This is a genomic window from Dactylosporangium darangshiense (genome assembly GCF_039537565.1).
Taxonomy (GTDB): Bacteria; Actinomycetota; Actinomycetes; order Mycobacteriales; family Micromonosporaceae; genus Dactylosporangium; species Dactylosporangium darangshiense.
In genome coordinates, this window is sequence record NZ_BAABAT010000011.1 from 216,127 (window position 1) to 232,767 (window position 16,641).

Consider the following 16,641-nt stretch of genomic DNA (forward strand, 5'->3'; position numbering starts at 1 on the left):
GGCGTAATCGCCGCCACGCCGGCCCCGGCTACACGTTGGTGCCGGAGGACGTGCGACGCAGGGCGAGCATGGCGATGTCGTCCCTCGGCGCGTCATGATCGAGCATCGCCGTCATGGCCTCCGTGCACAGCTGTTCGGCGCTGTGCCCGGCGCTGAGGGCACCCGCGAGCCGTTGCATCTCGGCCACGAGCGAACGGCCTCGGCGCTCCACCAGGCCGTCGGTGTAGAAGAGCACGCTATGCCCGACCGGCAGCGGCACCGCGGTCGTGTGCCGCGCAATGCGCAGGTCGGCGCCGAGCGGCAGGTCCGGCTTGACGACCGTCAGGTGACCGGCGCCGCCGGGTTCCAGCCCGACCGGCGGCAGATGCCCGGCGTTGGACAGCGTCAACGTCGCCAGATCGGGGGCGATCACCGCGTAGATCGCGGTGGCCATCGCATCGGGCTCGAACCGCTGGACCTTGCGATCCAGACGGGTCAGGACCTCCGCGGGGTCATCGGTCTCCATCGCGTACGCGCGCAGCGCCGAGCGGATCCGGCCCATCACCACCGCGGCCCGCAGCCCGTTGCCGGCCACGTCCCCGACGGCGATGCCGATGTGCCCGGATGGCAGATCGAACACGTCGTACCAGTCACCGCCGACCCCGCTCTCCGCGCCGGGCACGTAACGCACCGCAAGGTCCAGTCCGGGCAGCTGCGGCGGATGGGTCGGCAGCAGGCTGCGCTGCAGCACGTGGGCGGCCGCCTGGTCCAGACTGTGCTGGCGCGCCACCGTCGCGTGCGCGGCCCGATCGGCGACCAGCTGGAGCAGCTCGATCTCCTGGCCGGTGAACCGCCGCGGCGTGCCGGTGCCGATGTACAACACCCCGATCACCCGGCCGTCGCTGATCATCGGCACGCCGAGCGCCGCGGCGAGCTGCACGCTGAGCAGTACAGGATCGGCCGTGTCGGCGTGGTTGACGTGCTCGATCGCGACGGGCTCGCCGCGGGCGGCGACGGTGCCGGCGAATCCGCGGCCGAACGGCACCCGCACTCCCAGGTACACCTCGCGCTCCAGGCCGCTGGCCGCGGTCGCGACCAGTTCGCTGCCGATGGGGTCGAGCAGCATCACCGCAGCGGTGTCGGCGTGCAGGAGATCCTTGGTCCGTTCCAGCAGTTCCCGCAGCAGATCCTCCACGCCCAGGCGGGACAGTGCGGCGTCGGTGACTGCCTGCAGCCGCCGCAGCTGTTCGGCACTGCCGACCGCGCCGGTGCCTGCCACGGACGTCACGCCGCCTCCCCGGACAGCAGCGGCCAGATCCCGGTCAGCTGCAACACCTCCAGGACCAGGCCCTCCGCGCCGGCCACCCGGAACTCCCGGCCGGCGGCGAGCGCGCTGCGGCGCCCGCGCAACAGGACGCTGATCCCGGCCGAGTCGATGAACCGCAGCCCGGCCAGGTCCACGACCACCGACATGTCAGGCTCGGCATCGGCGACCGCGGTGACGATGGCGTCACGCAGCTGCGCGGCGGTCGCGAGATCGATCTCCCCCCGGACTGCGACCGTCACCTCTGTGGACCCATCATGCCGGGCAACCGTCAGCATCCCGGACCGCTTGTTCCCTACCATCGTGCTTCTTGTACCCGCCGCGAATCGTGGTATCCGATGCGCGCAATTGCCAGCAACCGACTGTAGCCCAACGGCGGCCCCGAGGCACCGCCGCAGCGACCTCACGCGCAACGCCGGCGTTCGTGTGTGATCCGGCGCCGTTTCGCGTTCAACACCCGACCTGTTTCCGCACCCGGCCGACAGGTCAAAGAGTGTTGCGGTGAGGCTGGTGGTAGCCCTCCGTGGGTGAGGTTACGTTTATGCCGTCGTGCAGCTGGGCAGGCGATTGATGTTCTGTCGAAAGGAGGTTCGGTCATGCCGGCGCGCGAGGACATGCCCGCGACACTCAAGCGGTCGCCGCGCAAGGCGCAGGAGACCAGAAGGCCAATGCCCGCAGTACGCGGAAGGCCCGCAACGACTAGGGCACCTGCGGCGTCGCCGCAGGTGCTGCGCGAGTACGCGTTCCTGGGCGACGGCCGCCGGGGTGCGCTCGTGGGGCCGCGCGGCGAGGTGGCGTTACTGTGGACCGAGCGGTGACCGGCATTACCCGCGCCGGCCGTGGCGTTACACCACGGCCGGCGCGGGTCATCTGTGCTGACTGGACGTCGGTCAGGCCTTGGGCACCTTGGTCACGAACTCGGTCGTGTACCCCTTGTCGACGTTGATCTGAGCCTTGTTGCTCGCGACATCTGGGTTACCGGCGGCGAGGACCTCGACGACGTTGCGGGCGCCGTCGGCGTCGATCACGCCGTCGGCGGTGAACCCGGCCTTGGTCTCCTTGATCGACGCGACATACAGCTGCTGGTTGCCGCCGGCGTAGTCTGCCGGCATCTTGGCGGCGATGTCCTCCGCGGAGTGGCCGGCGATGTACTGCAGCGTCTTGACGAACGCGTTGGCCAGCTTCTGGGACTCCCGCGGGTGAGCCTTCACCCACTCGCAGGGCATGTAGAGCGAGCTTGCCGGGTAGAGGCCGCCGAGCGCCTGCTTCGTGCTGTCCACCGTGGACAGATCGACCAGCGTGGTCGCGGTTTTCTTGTCCAGCAGTGTGGTCGACGTTGGCGGCGTCGTGATGCCGGCGGTGATGCCGCCGTTCTCGATCGAGGCGATGAACGTGGAGCCCGCGCCGGCCGCGACGCCGGTGAACTCGCTCTCCTTGACACCGGCCTTCGCCATCAGGGAGTTGATCAGGGCGTTGGTGGAGGAGCCCTTGCTGGTGAACCCGACCTTCTTGCCCTTCAGGTCCGCCATCGTCTTTACCGTCGACGCCTCTTTCGACGACAGCATGACCTTCTCCAGCGGCGTGTTGGCGAACTGCACGACGCTCTGGACGCACTTGCCCTTGAGCTGCAGGGTGTAGGCGTGGTCCATGAACCCGACCACCCCCTCGAGGTGGCCGGCGAGCATCTCGTTCTCCTGGTTGACGCCGTTCTGCTCGTCGGAGAGCTCGACCTCCAGCCCCTCGGCCTTGAAGTAGTCCAGCCTCTCGGTGAGCATGGCCGGCATGTAGATCACTTTGTTGATGCCGCCGACGCCGATCCGGACCTTCGACAGCGGACCTTCGGTGTTCGGGGCGGCCGGCGGCTTGGCCGTGGCGCAGGCGGTCAGACCGGCCGCCATACCGACGGCGAGGAACGCCTTCAAGACGCGTCGCATTGTCAGCTCTCTCCTTTGTGGGGGGGTGTCAGATTTGAACGGCTTCGCTGGCCGAGGGGGGACGCCAGCGCAGCAGGCGCTTCTCCAGCGCGGTGAGGAGCCACTCCGCGCCGAGTGCGATCACCGTGATGATGATCATTCCGGCGTAGATGCCGGCCGCGTCGAATGTGCCCTGGGAATGGGCGATCAGCAGGCCGAGGCCGCGCTTGGCGCCGATGACCTCGCCGACGACGGCCCCGATCAGCGCGAAGCCGAAGGCGACGTGCAACGAGGCGAGGATCCAGGACGTGGCGCTCGGGATGACGATGGAGGTGAGGACCTTGAGCCGGCTCGCCCCGAGAATGCGGGCATTGTTGACCAGGTTGCGGTCCACCTCGCGGGCGCCCTGGAAGGCGTTGAAGAAGACCGCGAAGAAGACCAGCACCACGGCGGTGGCGATCTTCGAGCTCAGACCGAGTCCGAACCAGATCACGAACAGCGACGCCAGCACGATCCGCGGGATGGCGTTCGCCGCCTTGATGAAGGGCGCGAGCACCTCGGCGACGAAGCGGGCCCGCCCCAGCAGGACGCCGAGCACCACCCCGCCGAGCGAGCCGATGACGAAGCCCGACGCCGCCTCCCACAGGGTGACCCCGATGTGTTCCCAGATCGGGCCGCTGCTCGGCCCGGTGGTGAACCAGTCGTACAGGCGCTGCCAGATCTGCGAGGGCTGGGAGTAGAAGAACTGGTCGATGCCCCAGCGCTGGGCGTGTTCCTTCCAGTCCAGCGGCTTGCTGAAGTGAGTGTTCCCGTCGAAGTCGACCCAGTATCGGGCGGCGAACTCCCACGCCGACAGGCCGACCACGACGAGCAGGGTCCGCACACCCCAGACCAGCGCGCGGCGGCGACGTTGTGCACTGGCCGCCACCCGGATCGCCGCGCGGTCGGCGTCGGCAAGCTGCGCCTGCTTCGGGCGCTGCTGTGTTTCGGTGTCAGGCAGCACTGAGGGTCGCCCCCTTCCTGGCGCGGGCCACCTCTTCGCGCAGGGAGTCCCAGATTTCGCGATAGATGTCGAGGAATGCCGTGGTGAGGCGGATCTCCTCGACGTCGCGGGGACGGGGCAGGTTGATCGTGAAGTCGGCCTTCACCGTGGCCGGCACGGCGGTCAGCACGATCACCCGGTCGGCGAGCGCGATCGCCTCCTCCAGGTCGTGGGTAACGAAGATCACGGCGGCGGTGCCGGCCCATAGCCGCAGCAGCTCGTCCTGCATCAACGCGCGCGTCTGCACGTCCAGGGCGCTGAACGGCTCGTCCATCAAGATGATCTTCGGTTCGTTGACGAGGGTCTGCGCGAGCGCCACCCGTTTGCGCATGCCGCCGGAGAGCTGGTGCGGGTAATACGCCTCGAAACCGGCAAGGCCGACCCGCTCGACCCAGGTCGCCGCGTCGGCCCGCGCGCGGGCCTTGGGCACGCCGCGGAAGCGCGGCCCGGCGGCGACGTTGTCCAGTACGTTCTTCCACGGCAGGATCGCGTCCTGCTGGAACATGTAGCCGACGCCGGCCGGGATGCCCCTCACCGGCGCGCCGTCCACCAGAACCTCGCCCGAGGACGGGGGTTCCAGGCCGGACACCAGCGACAGGGTGGTGGACTTGCCGCAACCGGTCGGGCCGACCACCGCCACGAACTCACCTGGGCGGATACTGATGGTGAGGTCGTGGACGGCCGTCATGATGCCGGACGAGCCGCGAAAGCGCTTGGTCGCGCCCCGCAGCTCGATCACGGGTTGGGTCACGTCTCCTCCTCATGTTGCCGGGCCATTTCGGGACGGTTATCGCCCGGTGTTGCGAGGACGGTAGGGCAACCTCCGGGGGGCTCCTAGCCTTGAAGTCGTTGTGCGCGCAAGTGACGTTCTGGAGGTTCTGCGCGTTTTGCTCGCGACGGATCGTGACGTCAGCGGCGCGGCGTCGTACCGTCATGCCATGCTTCGCCCGCGCATGAGCTTCACCCGTCAGGCACTCGTCCTGCAGAGCATCGTGATCACGATCGTGGTCTGCATCGGACTGTTGCTGTTCGGCTGGCTGCTCGATCGCGAGCTGATCACGCAGTACGGCGAGCGGGCCCGCGGCGTCGCCCGGTCGGTCGCGGCCGACCCGGCCATCGTCGCGGCCGCGACGCGGTACGACCCCAGCACCGGCTCGTACGACCCGGACGGGGTGGTCCAGGCAAGAGCGGAGGCCGTGCGCCAAAGCACCGGCGTGCTCTTCGTCGTCGTCACTGACCGTGATGGCGTGCGCCTGTCGCACCCGAACCCCGCCGAGCTCGGGCACCCGGTCAGTACCGACCCGTCCGAGGCGCTGGCCGGGCGGGAGGTGGTGATCGTCCAGCACGGCACCCTCGGCGACTCGGCCCGGGCCAAGGTTCCGCTGCGCGACCTGGCCGGTCACGTCGTCGGCATCGTCAGCGTGGGCATCAGCCTGGACGACATCCACACGCGCTGGCGGGGGATGGTGGGTGTGGCGGCCCTGTTCGCCGGCGGCGCGCTCATCCTCGGCGTGGCCGGGACGGCCTTGCTGACCCGGCGGCTGCGGCGGCTGACTCTGGGCCTGGAGCCGCACGAGCTGGCCGAGCTCGTGCAGGAGCGGGAGGCGGTACTGCACGGCATCAGCGAGGGCGTGCTCGCCGTGGACGCCGCCGACCGGATCTCCGTCTACAACGGAGAAGCCATCCGGCTGCTGGGCAACGAACCGGCGGTCGGGGCTCCGCTTGACGAGATCGACCTGCCCGCGGGTGTGCGGTCGGCGCTGTCCGGCTCCGGCGACGCCGACAACCTCGTCACCGTTGCCGGTGACCGGGTGCTGATCGCCAACCGCCGGCAGGTGCGCCGCGACGGGCGCAACCTCGGTCGCGTGCTCACCCTGCGGGACCGCACGGATCTCGAGGTGTTGACCAACGAACTCGATGCGGTCCGTGCGCTGACTGAGAGCCTGCGAGCCCAGCGGCACGAGTTCTCCAACCGGCTGCACTTGATCGCCGGGCTGCTCGAAACGGGGCACCACGCCGAGGCGATGGAGTACCTGCACATGTTGTCGGCTCCGTCAGCCGCCGCGACCGATACCGACCACGACGCCATCCGCGACCCGTACCTGCGGGCGTTCCTGGCGGCGAAGATGGCCATCGCCACGGAGAAAGGTGTCCGCTTGGACATCGGTGAGGAGAGCTGGGTGGACGCACGCGTGACCGCCCCGGTCGACGTGATCACCATCGTGGGAAACCTGCTGGACAACGCGATCGACGCCGCCCGGCTCGGGGCGGCGCGGCCCGCGTCGGTGGAGATCGTGCTCGCCGCGGAACGGGACACGCTGTACCTGAGTGTGGCGGACACCGGCGACGGTGTCGCCGCGTCGTTGGTGGACCGCCTCTTCGTGCAGGGCGTCTCAACCCGAGCCGGCGACAGCCGAGGGCTCGGCCTGGCCCTCTCCCAGCAGGCGGCTCGCAGTCTCGGCGGCGAGGTGTGGCTGGCTCAGCCCGGCGGCGACGGCCACGGCGCCGTCTTCGCCGCACGCCTGCCCGCCGTGCTGGCCGTCGCCGCGGCGGGGGCCGACAAATGATCCGCGTACTGGTCGTGGAGGACGACTTCCGGGTCGCCAAGGTCCACGTCGCCTTCACCCGCCGCATACCCGGCTTCCAGGTCGTCGGGACCGCCCTGACCGCGGCCGACGCGCGCCGGATGCTCACCGACGAGCAGCCCGACCTGATGCTGCTCGACACCTACCTGCCCGACGACTCGGGACTCGCGGTACTCGCCGAGACCGACGTGGACACGATCATGCTCACGGCAGCATCCGATGCAGCCGCGGTGCGCGCAGCCCTCGCGCACGGAGCGCTCAACTACCTTCTGAAGCCCTTCACAGCGGAGCAGTTCGTGGATCGCCTCACCGCGTACAGCCGCTATCGCACCGCGCTCGCCACGGCGGCCGGCAGCCAGCTCAGCCAGGAAGACATCGATCGTGCCGTGCGCCAGCTGCGCGCCGGCGACCGCCCAACCGCGCCCAAAGGCCAGTCGGGCGTCACTGCACGGCTCGTGGCAGAACGGCTCGCCGCCCTGCCACGGACAGCACGCACCGCCGCCGAGATCGCGGCGGAACTCGGCATCGCACGCGCCACCGCACAGCGCTACCTCGCCGCGCTCGAACAGGAGGGCGCCGCGACCGTGAGCCTGCGCTACGGGACCAACGGCCGGCCCGAGCACTTGTACCGCTGGAAGGGCCCAGCCGACACCAACAGGGACTCGGGCACCGACACCGGCTTGCCGGGAGGCTGAGTACCTCTCGACCCTCGTGCTCCATGCCGCAGCGAGTGCCCAATATCAACAGGTTGCCCGGTCCTGCCTGCCCTGGCTCGCGCGAAGCGCGGAAGCGGGCCGTGGTTCCACAGCTTCGCGCTGGCCGCCGGACGGCGCACCGTCAGGCGTTGCCATGGGAATCGGGGTCCGGGAGGGCGGTCAGTGTGTACCGACTGGCCAGGTTGGGCAGGATCGTTCGTAACGCGGTGACAGTCTGTGGCCCGGCGCCGTCATGCAGGAGCACGATTGAGCCTGGCCGGGTGTTTGTCAGCACGTTGGTGATGATCGACTGAACCCCGGGGCCGCGCCAGTCCTGCGGATCGACGCTCCAGTAAATCGAGGTCATCCCCATGCCGGCCGCGGTGCTCACGAGCTGCGGCGAGAAGTTGCCTCCGGGGGCACGGAAATAGCCGATTGCCGCGCCGGGTACGACCGCGTGGATCGCGTCGTTGGTGCGTTGCAGCTCAGCGTTGATCCGATCGGCGGGGCGGGTACGCAGCATCTCGTCGTGGCTCCACGTGTGGTTGCACAGCGTGTGTCCCTCGGCCACCATCCGCCGTACCAGCGCGGCGTGCGCCGCGACCTGCCTGCCGATCATGCAGAACGTCGCCTTGATGTGGTACTGGGCCAGCAGGTCCAGCACCGCGGGGGTGTCGTCCCATGGGCCGTCGTCGAAGGTCAACGCGACCGCGGCTGACCCAGTGGTGCGCAGCGATCCGGCCGGGCCGGTGCCGGCAGTGACGGCAGGTGCAGGGACGGAAGCCGAGGGGGCGGGGCTCGGCGTCGTCGGAGGTGTTGTCGGCGCGGGATGCCGCACCGCCAGCAGCACCGGACTGACCGGCGCGGTCGGATGCGAGGGCGGGCTGTTACTGCCACCAAGCGTCAGTATCAGGACGGTCAACCCGAGTACGGCTGTGCGGCGCCAGGGCACGGATGAACTCCAGTTGGGGGTGTCGCGCGGAATACCCCTGGCCGGTGATAGCACCGGGGTGTTGCCACGGCCTAGGGACCGCCTGAATACGCGGTGAGCATGGCCGGGCGCGTGTGGTGGTGTCAAGCTGTCGAGCAGCTCTGGTCGCCGGGAGGGCCGGCTGGTGTGGGTGCCGGGGACGCCAGGGCTTGTACCGTTGACAAACGGCCCCGCCACCGCATCTCGCTGACCTTGAAGGTCACCTTTTGCGGAGGACGTGGAACCGATTGATCGAAGCCTGCGAATCAAGCACACTCAGCGTCCGCTCATACCGCGATCCGCGCGTGCAAGGTCAGTTCAAAGAGTTGTAGGACCAGACGACGGTCACGTCCGGCTTCATCCGTAACCACAGCGTCGAGGCTGGCGAGTTATCCGGAAAGTCCACACGTAGCAGCTCGCGGCCATGGATGCGCTCGACCCCGACGCTGCGCACGCCCCGAAGATCGAGGTCGAGTAGCTCGGCGCCGGATGCGGCATGCAGCCGCAGCCGGACGAGCTCGTACCCCGGCTCGATGTCCATCTCGATGTCATGGCCACCCCGCGTGGTCCTGAACGTGACCGACGTATATGGCCACAGTTCCCGCCAGTCGAGCTCATAGCCCGTCGCGCGCTCGTCCTCGGCGTACCGGTAGACCGGCTCGGCCTCGAACAACCAGATCAAGTCCTCGTAGCTGGGCACCGGCTCCATGACCATCAACAAATGGTCCCACGCGCCGAAGGTGTCCCAGCGGCATCCGCTTCTGCCGCCGTTGGTGCGCGGCGGTGGGCGAATGGCCGTCACAGCGGGTAACGAGCTCAGCAAAGGTCGACGGCTTCCGGTCCTGCCGATGAGTGTGAACGTGATCATGGACCACCTTGGTGATGTGAGGATTCGACCGTCTTGTTAGACGCATTACGGCGATTTCGTCGCCTGTGAAGATCCCGGCAGTGGTCGTTCGTGACGGGCAGGACGCCGAGATCCTTACGCGTTGCGCTCGCCGACACGTGGACCGGCGCGCTTGCGACCCGCCAAGGGGTTCGGGCACCGGCGGATCGTGAAGGACTCGGAGGTGGTGGGCGACATGGTGGCCTTCATCCGCGACGAGGACCGGCCCACGATCGCCTCGAAATCCGGTGCAACCCGCCGGCCCGTTGCCTACGTGAGTATTGGCGTCAGGGACGAGGGAGGTCACATGGGATCGGGCACGAGCCGCGATCAGGAGTTCGGCGACTACTACGCCGCCCGAGGCGCGGCGGTCCGGGCGACCGCCTACCTGTTGTGCGGCGACTGGCACTTGGCGCACGACCTCACCCAGACTGCATTCACTAAGCTCTATCTGGCGTGGCCCCGGATCCAACGCAAGGAGCCGGTCGACCGCTACGTGCGGCGCACCCTCGTGCGGGTCTTCCTCGACGAGCGCCGCAGGCCGTGGCGCCGGGAGCGGCCGACGGCCGAGTTTGTCGACCTCGACCCGGGTGCTCCGGCCGGGACCGACCGGGTCGACGACCGCCTGATCCTGCGCCGCGCCCTGGCGGCCGTTCCCACGCGCCAGCGCGCCGTACTGGTGCTGCGGTTCTGGGAGGACCTGTCGGTCGAGGAGACCGCGGAGCTGCTCGGGATCTCGGCCGGCACGGTCAAGAGCCAGGCCGCCCGCGGGCTAGAAACCTTGCGCCGCCGCCTCGGCGTGCCCGACACCGCTTCCACAGGTAAGGAGTGACGATGCACGACAACGACGTGCGGGACCTGCTCGTGCGGGTGCTCGGCGAGGCCGGGCCGCGGCCGGCGAGCCGGGAGGAGATGGTGGCGGCCGGGCGGCGGGCCAGAAACCACCGGCGCCGGTGGTGGGCCGGCGGAGTCACGCTGGCCGCGGTCGCCGCGGTGGCGGCCACGATCCAGGTGGTACCGGTACCTGGCGCGTCAGGCACCGTCAGCGCGCCAGGCACGCCCAGCGCGCCAGGCACCTCCAGCGCACGCAGCCCGGGGGTGGCCAAGTCGCCCACCGGTCGTGCGGTGTCGAAGATCCCGGACGCTCAACAGCAGCGCGCCGACCAGATGCTGGCCGCGCTTATTGCGGCGATACCGGCCGGATACACCGTTCCGGCGGCGGGCGCCACTCCGGCGCCGGGCTACCCGCTCATCCGTTACGCACTTGTGGAGGGCTGGCAGCAGACTGGCTGGCGCTACTCGATCAGTACCGAGGTCTACCGCGACGGCAAGGCCGGTATGGTGCGGGTCTTGTCGTTCACCGACTATGGCCCGCCCGGCACCAACGATCCGTGCGCCGCCGCCTACCAGGCCGCCGGCTCGTACGACGGTTGTACGGTACTGACCGCGGTCACCGGTACCCCCGTCGCGGTGTCCTGGCGGGGCGGCAGCGGCAAGGTGCCGCGTGAGGTCCAAGCGACCTGGGTGGCCGACGACCGGGCGGTGTCCGTGGAGCAGGGGCCCGGCGCCCAGCAGCCCGGCTTCGGCATGCTGACCCAGCCGGTCTTCACCGACCAGGAGCTGGCCGACCTCGCGGTGTTGCCAGACTTCCGCGGCTGATCCTCGTCGCCGTAGCCGGTGGTGGCCAGCCACGTTCCGTCCGGCGCGACCACCACCGGCCCGACTCCGCCGAGGTGGCCGGAATCGAGGTGGTGAGTCTGCCGGCCGGTGGCCGGGTCCACAGCCGCACACCACCCCACCACCCGCCACCCGAACGTGTGGCCCGAAACCACCGCACAGCCGACCTCCGCACCATTCCATGTAACGACGCCTATCGCTGGAAGCGGCTCTACACCAGCCTGCCCGGCCTCGGTGTGGTCCTCGGTGCTCGGGTGCTGGCCGAGTTCGGCGACGACCCCAAGCGTTATGCCGACGCCAAGGCGCGCAAGAACTACGCCGGCACCTCACCGATCACCCGGGCCTCCGGCACGAAGACAGCCGTGCTGGCCCGCCACCTCCACAACGACCGCCTCGCCGACGCCGTGCACCAATGGGCCCTCGGCGCCCTGCGCGGCTCGCCCGGCGCCCGCGCCTACTACGACGCGATGAGAGCTCGGAAGATCGGCCACCACGCAGCGCTGCGCCAGCTGGGCAACCGCCTCGTCGGCATTCTCCACGGCTGTCTCAAGACCCGCACCGCCTACGACGAAAACACGGCCGGGGCCCACCTCAACACAGCAGCCGCTTGACAATTTGAATCCTGGGATGTCTGCCGCAAGTCGGGTTCGGGGGCGTTACCGCAAGTGGCGAGCCAGCATCAGTGGCACTTCCTCATCTGGCCGCGAGTTGCCCGCAACGATGTCCGGCCGTGGTCACCTACGGTGATCTGCTGTGCGGCGACGGAAAGTGGAGCCGTCGACCGACTGGTTGGATGGTGTCGTGCACCCGGACATCGAGTGGCTTGACGACCAGGTGATCGACGGCGTCATCGAGCGATCATTTCGCATCACGCGGCCGGGCCGCCGCGTTCCGGGCGTGCTGTGGCTGCCGCCGTCGGGATCCGCTGCGGTACCGCTGGTGTTGTTGGGCCACGGCGGCAGCGGACACAAGCGAAGCGTCCGTGTCGTCGAGCATGCCCGCTGGTTCATCAAGCACGCCGGCTTCGCTGCGGTCGCCATCGATGGTCCTTACCACGGCGAGCGGGTCCCGGTCCCGCTGCAGGCCGAGCAGTATCAGGCCCGAATCGCCGAGGTCGGGATCGAGGTGATCCTCGACCGGATGATCGAGGATTGGCAGGCCGCCATCGACGCCGCCGTTATCTCCGGTCGGGTCGACTCCGACCGGCTCGCCTATCTTGGGATGTCCATGGGGGCGCGGTTCGGCCTGGCGCTGGCGGCCGAGATGAACGACCGGTTCCGTTGCCTGGTCCTCGGGAAGTTCGGTCTCCGGCAGTGCAGCGCCATGCACCCCGGCATGGCGGTGCCGGAACGGGTCGCCAGAGACGCGGCCCGCATTACCGCCCCGCTGCTGCTCCACGTCCAGCATGACGACCAGATCTTTCCCCGGGACGGCCAACTGGAACTGTTCGGCCTGATCGGATCCCAGACCAAGCACCTCGTCACCGACGCCGGCCCCCACACGCACACCACGCCCGCGGCGATCACCCGTTGGCGAACCTTCATCGCCGAGCACCTCACCGACGACAGCCGAGAACCCTAGGAATCACCATCAGGCGGCCCAGAGATCACGTGTCGGGACGTGCCGCCCGACCGCGAGCGCAAGGTCGGCGAACTCGGTCACGCCGCGTGACGAGTGTCAGGCATCGGCCGATGCACTGAACTGCCGATGAGCGTGCATCCACAGGCTGCGACTGGACGGACCCGACAGTCCCACCATGTGTCACAGGGAAATCGGGTGGCCGATGTCGTCGGCCGACCGGCATCCTGACGGCGCATGGTGACCCCGACGGCCTCTCGACAGAAACGAGCGAGTGATGACGGCCCCACCCGACCTCGCGGCCTTCCAGGCGAGGCTGGCCCGACTGGCGGCGGACGATCGTTTCTCCGGCGCTGTGACGGCGACCAGCCGCGGCGAACAGATCTTCGCCGCGGCCTACGGGTACGCCAACCGGGCGTGGCAGGCGCCGTGCCGGCTCGACACCCGATTTGACACCGCATCGATAACGAAGCTGTTCACCGCGGTGGCCACCCTCCAACTCGTGGAACGCGGCGAGTTCGATCTCGGCACCTCGGCCGTGGACTATCTCGAACTCGCGGGGACAACCATCTCACCCGCGGTTACCCCGTACCATCTGCTCACCCACACGTCCGGAATCGCCGATGACGCCGACGAGGAGGCCGGTGAGCGCTACGAGGACCTGTTCGTGGCCGAGCCGAGCTACTCGTTCACCGAGACCGCTGACCAGCTCCCCCACTTCGTGACCAAACCGCCGAACTTTCCGCCGGGACAGGGCTGCCGGTACTGCAACGGCGGCTACCTGCTCCTTGGGCTGATGATCGAGCGAGCCACCCAGGCGCCGTACCGGGACTACGTATGCGCGAACGTGTTCGGACCGGCGGGCATGACGCGATCCGGCTTCTTCCGGATGGACGTGGTCGAGCCCGACGTGGCCGAGGGCGTCGAACCGATCCTGAGCGCGGACCAACGGATCATCGGCTGGCGGCGCAACATCTACTCCTATCCGCCGATCGGCGATCCGGCCGGCGGCGCGCACGCGACGGTCGGAGATCTCCTCGCCTTCCATCGCGCCCTGGCGGCCGGCCAGCTTCTCGGGCCGGAACTCACCAGGGCCATGCTGGCACCCCACGAGGTACATACCCGAAAGCCTGGCCTGACCCGGATGACCGGCTACGGCTTCGCGTTCAAGCTCACCGCCGATGGCCGCATCCGCAGCTGCGAGAAGGATGGCGTCAACGTCGGGACCAGCGGCCTGCTGCGTCATTACCCGGACCACGACCTCACACTGGCCATCCTCGGCGTCGGTGAGGACTCGGTCTGGGAGCCCGTGGCGACCTTCGACGCCGCCGTGCCCATCGGCTGAATGCCAATGCCGGATCGAACCCCCGTCCGACCCGCACTACTTTGCCGCCGATCGTGCGCTGCGGCTCACCCGCGATCGTCACGCTCCGTACGCCACTATCGCGGCCTGATCTGCGGGTCGGCGCGCGCGTGCCGCGAAGAGTGCGCCTGTCGGCCAGCGCGTTGGTCCGGTCGGCTACGGTGATCCGTCGGTCGGCGTACGGAAAGGCTCACACATGGCTATCGATGTGGCGCAGACGATCGCCGCCGACATTGCCCGGCGGGACCCGGTGAACGGTATTCGGATCGTCGGCGTCGACGGCCCCAGCGGATCCGGCAAGAGTTTCCTTGCAGCTCAGATTTCGAAACTGCTCGCCGCTCCGATTATCGAGATCGACGACTTCGTATCGTGGGATTGCTTCGCAGACTGGTGGCCACGCTTCGATGCTCAGGTGCTCACCCCACTGCTAGCCGGTCGAGACGCCGTTTACCAGGCCAGGGACTGGAACGACTGGTACGGATCCTCGCTGGGCGCGTGGAAGACCCAGCCGTGGCTCCCCACGATCGTCCTGGAGGGCGTCACGTGCACCCGCAGCGAGACGATAGGCCGCCTCGCCTACGCCGTCTGGGTGGAGGCGCCCGCGGAGCTGCGACTGGCCCGTGGGATGGCAAGAGACACGGCCTTCCCCGGCAAGGCAGCACTGTGGCAGCGGTGGATGCGTGAAGAGGACACCTTCTTCGCCGCCGACGACACCCGCAACCGCGCCGACATCATCGTCGACACCTCGATGTTCGGCGTGGCCACCACATGACAGCCGCGCAGCCGTACACATCTTCCGTGGTCCGCCCATGAAGGCGACCATCACGACGACTTGATCGGATGCGCAAACATGCCGCCGTTCGTGCGCTCGCAGCAGGTCGGAGACGTCCGCAGCCGATAAGCGTGCGCTTCGGAGACGGTATCCGGATCAGGTTCCGCTGAGGCGTCGGTGACGGCTCGTGGTGGAGTTCGAGTTCCGTCCGAAAACGGCCAAGCAGCCGGCCGCCGTCAGGACCAGTGCGAGCACCACGAGGCCGACGCCGTTGAAGCGACTGTCGGGCCATGCTGCCGTAGCCTGGGCCGAGCTCACCCGCGCTCGGCTGTAGCTCGTTCGCGACTTGCTGAGACCGTTGAGCCGCACGTCCGTGATGCGGGTGCCATCATCACCGATGAAGTCCGCATGGCATTCGTTGCGGTCTGCGCATTGGATGTTCTCCACCTGACCTCGGATGCCGGAGTACGAGGCGTGGATGCCGTCGAGTTCGTACGGGACGAGGCCGGCAACTACCACCACAACGAGCGAACCGAGCAGCAGACCTCCCAGCCCGCGGAGGAACCACATGGTGGCGATGTCGATCCTGCCCTCCGACCAGCCGTGCTTCCCCACGCGATCATCATGCGACATCAACGCCACCGCCAGCAGGGCGCATTCGCCGCGAATGAAAGATCCCCCGCTCAAGCCGCCGTTGGTGCGCGTCAGCGGGCGAATGGCCGTCACAGCGGGTGACGAGCTCAGCAAGGTCGACGGCTTCCGGTCCTGCCGAATTGAGGACGGTGGCCATGGCCAGCACACATTGTCGGCTCGACCGCTTGATCAGCTGCGCTCATCTGCCGCGGGTGCTGCGCGCCGACGGGACCGCGGCCGTCACGGCGAGTGAGGGCGCGCCGGCGAGGCTGAGGCTTGCTGTCCTGCCGATGAGCGCGCGCCGCGCGCGGTCGAACTTCAGATTTCTCGCGGGCCGGAGCGAGCTGCCGTAAGCTCGCGGCTCGTGACCGTTGACTTTGCAGCTGAGACCCCGAATGAGAGCAGTGCCGAAGCGTCCTACGAGACCTCGGGCGAGCCGAACGGTGAGACGTCGACCATCTACACCGTCTACCTTTCGGCTGCCGAAGAGCTCATTGAACACATCCGCGCCGCTGACGTGCTCAACCTGGGCTTCCGTGTCGAGTCGTATCTCGTGTCGCCCGATGATGCACCCGACACCACGCAGACCGAATTCGAGTTCACGCTGTTGAACGAACTGCCTGTCCGGGTGGAGGAGCGCGACTGACGCCGAACCGCTCCGTCGGCTGATCCGGTCGTTCCAGCGTCGGGTCTGGAGCGGTTTCAGCGAGCGTACGGGCATGGCGGTCAGTGACGGCCGCGCGGGTTACGGCCGTCTGTGATGCGACCAGCTACCGCCTCTGGCTGACCACCGACGAGAAGGGCTGGCGGCCGATACCCGCGTCGGCCGAACCGTCCTGCGGCCAGCAGCGCTCGCGGTCGCGCTGCGCGGCGGTGAGCTGCTGGCCGGTGTCGACGACGGTACGCACGCAAGGCTGCTACACGCTGTAGTCGGCTGAATCCCGGCGTTATCCTGCGTGGCCGTCGTTCTCAGAAGTTCTCATGCCTGCGCCAGCCGCCGCAGGCCGGTCTTGGCCACCGCACGCGTGGGCAAGGTACGCCGCAGCGTCTCGGCGCCGGCCGGGGTGATCCGGTAAGGGCAGCGGCGGTCGTCGGCCGGCAGGGCCGTGATCAGTTTGCGCTCCTCCAGCCGGCTCAGCGCGCCGTAAAGCGTGCCCGGCCCGAGCGAGATTCCGGCGAAGGACTCGATGCACTTGATCAACGCCCGGCCGTGCTTGTCGCCGT

The 16,641-nt window shown here is 68.7% G+C and carries 18 protein-coding genes and 1 pseudogene; 9 read left to right on the plus strand and 10 right to left on the minus strand.

Going from position 1 to position 16,641, the window contains the following annotated elements; genetic code table 11:
• Positions 1-28: 28 nt before the first annotated feature.
• From ABD901_RS22350 to ABD901_RS22370, 5 genes are all read right to left on the minus strand, one after another.
• Positions 29-1,267 (minus strand): PP2C family protein-serine/threonine phosphatase, encoded by a 1,239-nt coding sequence (locus ABD901_RS22350; protein WP_345129053.1) that lies wholly within the window; start codon positions 1,265-1,267, stop codon positions 29-31.
• Positions 1,264-1,545: an STAS domain-containing protein gene (locus ABD901_RS22355; RefSeq protein ID WP_345129054.1), complete on the minus strand. Its 282-nt coding sequence runs from the start codon at positions 1,543-1,545 to the stop codon at positions 1,264-1,266. The genes ABD901_RS22350 and ABD901_RS22355 overlap by 4 nt, the downstream gene beginning before the upstream one ends.
• Positions 1,546-2,193: 648 nt before the next feature.
• On the minus strand, positions 2,194-3,237 hold the full coding sequence (locus ABD901_RS22360; RefSeq protein WP_345129055.1) for an ABC transporter substrate-binding protein: 1,044 nt from the start codon (positions 3,235-3,237) through the stop codon (positions 2,194-2,196).
• A gap of 28 nt (positions 3,238-3,265) precedes the next feature.
• Positions 3,266-4,219 (minus strand): ABC transporter permease, encoded by a 954-nt coding sequence (locus tag ABD901_RS22365; protein ID WP_345129056.1) that lies wholly within the window; start codon positions 4,217-4,219, stop codon positions 3,266-3,268.
• Positions 4,209-4,997, minus strand: coding sequence for an ABC transporter ATP-binding protein (locus tag ABD901_RS22370; RefSeq protein WP_345129057.1), 789 nt, complete (start codon positions 4,995-4,997; stop codon positions 4,209-4,211). The genes ABD901_RS22365 and ABD901_RS22370 overlap by 11 nt, the downstream gene beginning before the upstream one ends.
• Before the next feature lie 199 nt (positions 4,998-5,196).
• Between ABD901_RS22370 and ABD901_RS22375 the strand changes: the two genes are divergently transcribed.
• Both ABD901_RS22375 and ABD901_RS22380 read left to right on the plus strand, forming a co-directional pair.
• A complete protein-coding gene (locus tag ABD901_RS22375) occupies positions 5,197-6,825 on the plus strand; it encodes a sensor histidine kinase (protein WP_345129058.1) in 1,629 nt (542 codons plus the stop codon).
• On the plus strand, positions 6,822-7,538 hold the full coding sequence (locus tag ABD901_RS22380) for a response regulator (RefSeq protein ID WP_345129059.1): 717 nt from the start codon (positions 6,822-6,824) through the stop codon (positions 7,536-7,538). Before ABD901_RS22375 ends, ABD901_RS22380 begins: the two co-directional genes overlap by 4 nt.
• A 142-nt stretch (positions 7,539-7,680) precedes the next feature.
• Here the strand turns inward: ABD901_RS22380 and ABD901_RS22385 are convergent, their stop codons facing one another.
• Both ABD901_RS22385 and ABD901_RS22390 read right to left on the minus strand, forming a co-directional pair.
• On the minus strand, positions 7,681-8,460 hold the full coding sequence (locus tag ABD901_RS22385; RefSeq protein ID WP_345129060.1) for a polysaccharide deacetylase family protein: 780 nt from the start codon (positions 8,458-8,460) through the stop codon (positions 7,681-7,683).
• A gap of 361 nt (positions 8,461-8,821) precedes the next feature.
• Positions 8,822-9,376: a hypothetical protein gene (locus ABD901_RS22390; protein ID WP_345129061.1), complete on the minus strand. Its 555-nt coding sequence runs from the start codon at positions 9,374-9,376 to the stop codon at positions 8,822-8,824.
• Between the two features lie 325 nt (positions 9,377-9,701).
• On the opposite strand from ABD901_RS22390, the gene ABD901_RS22395 reads away from it, so the two are divergent.
• The 6 genes and pseudogenes from ABD901_RS22395 (at position 9,702) to ABD901_RS22420 (ending at position 14,784) form a co-directional block, all read left to right on the plus strand.
• Entirely contained in the window at positions 9,702-10,226 is a 525-nt protein-coding gene (locus ABD901_RS22395; RefSeq protein ID WP_345129062.1) for a SigE family RNA polymerase sigma factor, read from the plus strand.
• A gap of 2 nt (positions 10,227-10,228) precedes the next feature.
• Positions 10,229-11,053: a hypothetical protein gene (locus ABD901_RS22400; protein WP_345129063.1), complete on the plus strand. Its 825-nt coding sequence runs from the start codon at positions 10,229-10,231 to the stop codon at positions 11,051-11,053.
• A gap of 227 nt (positions 11,054-11,280) precedes the next feature.
• A pseudogene (locus ABD901_RS22405) lies at positions 11,281-11,682 on the plus strand (transposase); the annotation flags it as partial.
• 157 nt (positions 11,683-11,839) lie between these two features.
• Entirely contained in the window at positions 11,840-12,652 is an 813-nt protein-coding gene (locus ABD901_RS22410; RefSeq protein ID WP_345129064.1) for a dienelactone hydrolase family protein, read from the plus strand.
• A gap of 274 nt (positions 12,653-12,926) precedes the next feature.
• Positions 12,927-13,994 carry a serine hydrolase domain-containing protein gene (locus ABD901_RS22415; protein ID WP_345129065.1) on the plus strand — a complete coding sequence of 356 codons (1,068 nt, stop codon included), beginning with the start codon at positions 12,927-12,929 and terminating at the stop codon, positions 13,992-13,994.
• 214 nt (positions 13,995-14,208) lie between these two features.
• Positions 14,209-14,784 carry a uridine kinase family protein gene (locus ABD901_RS22420; RefSeq protein ID WP_345129066.1) on the plus strand — a complete coding sequence of 192 codons (576 nt, stop codon included), beginning with the start codon at positions 14,209-14,211 and terminating at the stop codon, positions 14,782-14,784.
• A gap of 156 nt (positions 14,785-14,940) precedes the next feature.
• Here the strand turns inward: ABD901_RS22420 and ABD901_RS22425 are convergent, their stop codons facing one another.
• Complete coding sequence (locus ABD901_RS22425; protein ID WP_345129067.1) at positions 14,941-15,510, minus strand: hypothetical protein; 570 nt, start codon at positions 15,508-15,510, stop codon at positions 14,941-14,943.
• 271 nt (positions 15,511-15,781) lie between these two features.
• Here ABD901_RS22425 and ABD901_RS22430 point away from each other — a divergent pair, with 271 nt between their 5' ends.
• Positions 15,782-16,063 carry a hypothetical protein gene (locus ABD901_RS22430; protein ID WP_345129068.1) on the plus strand — a complete coding sequence of 94 codons (282 nt, stop codon included), beginning with the start codon at positions 15,782-15,784 and terminating at the stop codon, positions 16,061-16,063.
• A 124-nt stretch (positions 16,064-16,187) separates the two neighbouring features.
• Here ABD901_RS22430 and ABD901_RS22435 read toward each other — a convergent pair whose 3' ends face one another.
• Together ABD901_RS22435 and ABD901_RS22440 are read right to left on the minus strand one after the other, a co-directional pair.
• On the minus strand, positions 16,188-16,325 hold the full coding sequence (locus tag ABD901_RS22435) for a hypothetical protein (RefSeq protein WP_345129069.1): 138 nt from the start codon (positions 16,323-16,325) through the stop codon (positions 16,188-16,190).
• 71 nt (positions 16,326-16,396) lie between these two features.
• Positions 16,397-16,618 (minus strand): PadR family transcriptional regulator, encoded by a 222-nt coding sequence (locus ABD901_RS22440; protein ID WP_345129070.1) that lies wholly within the window; start codon positions 16,616-16,618, stop codon positions 16,397-16,399.
• Positions 16,619-16,641 lie beyond the last annotated feature (23 nt).